The following is a 2975-nucleotide window of genomic DNA, read 5'->3' as shown; positions in this document are numbered from 1 at the left end:
GCCCCGCTCGATCCCGCCGCGCGGCCCGCCGGCACGGAAGCCGCGCTGCCGCCGCTGCCCCCCGCCCTCGCCGCCGCCACGGCCGAACAGGCCCCGCGCGCCGAGGCCCTGCCCCCGCCCGGCCTCGCGCCGAACGGCCCGGTCGCCCCGGCACCCGATGCCACGCTCGCCGGCGCCGCCGGGATCGAGGCCGCCGGCGGCGTCCAGCGCGAGTCGGCACCCGTCGTCGAAGCCACCCCCGCGCCGCGCGCCGCCCCGCCAGCCCCGCCGGCGCGGCAGATCACGCCGCTCGTCGTCGCGCTGTCCCTCGGCGGCGATGCCAGCCTGTCCATCACGCTTGACCCGGGCGAGCTCGGCCGCGTCGAGGTCAGCGTCGAACGCGTCGGCGAGATGTCCGAGGTGCGCATCCTCGCCGAACGTCCCGAGACGCTCGCCCTTCTCCAGCGCGACCATCGCGAGCTCGACCGCGCCCTGACCCAGGCCGGGCTGCAGCCGGAAGGCCGCGCGCTGTCCTTCGGCCTGTCGGCCGACGGGCAGGGTTCCGGCCACGCCCAGGGCCGGCGCGACGAGCAGGGCGGCCGCGCGCCGCAGGGCCAGGCCCTCGCGGCCGATGCCGGCCCGCGCGGCGCCACGCCCGCCGCGCCGCCGCCGCGCCGCGCGCTCTCCCTCATCGACCTTGCCATCTGACGCCAGGAAAGGACCCGCCATGTCCGGCTCGATCGCCTCCACGACCTCCGCCGCCGCCAGCGCCAGCGCAGCCACCCGGTCCAACACGCGGCTGGCGGGCGACTTCAACACCTTCCTGACGCTGCTCACGACGCAGTTGCAGAACCAAAGCCCGACCGATCCGCTCGACGCCAACCAGATGACGAACCAGCTCGTGCAGTTCGCCTCGGTCGAGCAGCAGATCGCGATGAACCAGAACCTCGAGCGCATGATCACGCTGCAGCAATCCGCGCAGCTGACCGCCGCCGCGCCGCTGGTCGGCCAGCGCGCGGAGGTCGAGAGCGACCGCATCGCGCTGCAGAACGGCACGGCCGAGATCCGCCTGCCCGTCGCCGGCACGGTGCGCACGGCCGAGATCGCGGTGATCGACGGCGCCGGGCGCACGGTGCGCACGCAGAACGTCACGCTCACCCAAGCCGCGTCGGGCTGGACCTGGGACGGGCGCGATTCGACCGGCCGCCAGCTGACCGACGGCGCCTACCGCGTGCAGGTGAACGGCCGCGGCGCGAACGGGGAAGCCGTGTCGGTGCCCTTCGCGGTGCGCGGCACCGTCACCGGGGCCGAGCGCAGCGGCTCCGACCTGAACCTGCGCATGGGCGCGCTGACGGTCGGCTTCGACCGGCTGCGCAGCATCGCCCCGGCGAATTGATGCCCGTCGGGGGTGGGCCGCTGTGGCACGGCGGCCCGCCGGCGGGCTCTCATTAGCGCGCGTTAACCGGCGCGAAACACCCGATCGGCAAATCTTGCCCCCGGCGGCAGGAGGCGGCCATCGGATGCGGCATACGCGGCAGGCGCGGCGCGACGCGACACATGGGGCGATGGCCCGATGAACGCGGCAGGACTTCTCGGTCAGCTGCGGGCCCTTGGCCCGATGCGGCTGGCGGCGCTTGCCGGCGCCGGTATCGCCGTGCTCGGCCTGCTCGCCTGGCTTGCCCTGCGGGCCAGCCAGCCCCCGATGGCGCTGCTGTATGGCGACCTCGACCCGCGTGACGCGGGCCAGGTGGTGGCGGCGCTCGAACGCGCCCGCGTGCCGCACCGCATCGAGGCCGGCGGCAGCCGCATCCTCGCCCCCGAGGCCGAGATCCCCCGCCTGCGCCTGACGCTGGCGCGCGAAGGCCTGCCCCGCGGCGGGTCGGTCGGCTACGAGATCTTCGACCGCGGGGAGAGCCTGACGACCACGCCCTTCCAGCAGGACGTGAACCGGCTGCGCGCGCTGGAGGGCGAGCTCGCCCGCTCGATCTCGAGCCTGGACGGCGTGCGGTCCGCCCGCGTCCACCTGGTGCTGCCCCGGCGCGAGGCCTTCTCCCGCGACCGCGGCGACGCGCAGGCCTCCGTCGTGCTGACCATGCAGGGCGCGCAGCGGCTGGACCGCGAGGGCACCGCGGCCGTGCTGCATCTTGTCGCGACCGCCGTCCCCGGGCTGCGGCCGCAGAACATCTCCATCGTCGACAGCCGCGGCGCGCTGCTCGCGCGCGGTGGGCAGGCGCTGGCCGGCCCGGCCGCCGCCGCCTCGCAGGAGGAAATCCGCCGCGGCCAGGAGCTGCGCATCGGCCGCGCGGTCGAGGAGATGCTCGAACGCACCCTCGGCCCCGGCCGCGTCCGGGCGGAAGCCTCGGTCGAGATGGATTTCGACCGCGTGCAGACGACCGAGGAACGCTTCGACCCCGAGAACCAGGTGCCGCGCAGCCAGCAGAGCGTGCAGGAATCCTCCCGCGGGTCCGAAGGCGGCACGACCAGCGTGCAGAACAACACCCCCGGCGCCGACAACCAGGGCGGCAACTCCACCCAGGAATCGCGCCAGGAGGAGACGACCAACTTCGAGATCGGCCGCACCACCCGCAACACGGTGCGCGAGCACCCGGTGGTGCGCCGGATCTCCGTCGCCGTGCTGGTCGACGGTGTGTGGGAGCCGCAGGCGAACGGGCCCGCGACCTTCCGCGAGCGGACGGCCGAGGAGCTTACCCGCATCGGGGCGCTGGTGCGCAGCGCGGTCGGCTTCAACGAGCAGCGCGGCGACAAGGTGGAGGTCGTCTCCCTCCGCTTCGCCGACCCGCCGGCGGGCGACGCGGCGGCGCAGGGGATGTTCGACCTGAACTTCTCCAGCACCACCATCGCGCGGCTGATCGAAAGCGGCATCTTCGCCCTGGTCGCCCTGCTCGCCATCCTGCTCGTCGGGCGGCCGGCGATCGGGCGGCTGGCCGCGGCAGTCAGCCCGCCGGCGCTGGCCGGCGCCGCGGGCGGCGCGGAGG

At 75.3% G+C, this 2975-nt stretch carries 3 protein-coding genes; all 3 read left to right on the top strand.

The genetic code is table 11. From position 1 onward, the window contains the following. The coding region (locus J5Y09_RS24115; protein ID WP_209354400.1) for a flagellar hook-length control protein FliK at positions 1 to 687 on the top strand (687 nt) is incomplete at its 5' end. A gap of 19 nt (positions 688 to 706) precedes the next feature. Continuing rightward, entirely contained in the window at positions 707 to 1375 is a 669-nt protein-coding gene (locus tag J5Y09_RS24110) for a flagellar hook assembly protein FlgD (protein WP_209354399.1), read from the top strand. A 177-nt stretch (positions 1376 to 1552) separates the two neighbouring features. Then, positions 1553 to 2975 (top strand): flagellar basal-body MS-ring/collar protein FliF (gene fliF, locus J5Y09_RS24105; protein ID WP_209354398.1); only part of this gene is annotated, 1423 nt, incomplete at its 3' end.

This window comes from Roseomonas nitratireducens (genome assembly GCF_017813355.1).
In the GTDB taxonomy this organism is placed as follows: Bacteria; Pseudomonadota; Alphaproteobacteria; order Acetobacterales; family Acetobacteraceae; genus Neoroseomonas; species Neoroseomonas nitratireducens.
The sequence above is the reverse complement of the archived record's forward strand: the minus strand, read 5'-3'. Positions and strand labels throughout refer to the sequence as shown.

Coding starts and splice junctions, on each gene's coding strand:
- J5Y09_RS24110 (WP_209354399.1), top strand. CDS start 707: ATGTCCGGCTCGATCGCCTCCACGACCTCCGCCGCCGCCAGCGCCAGC.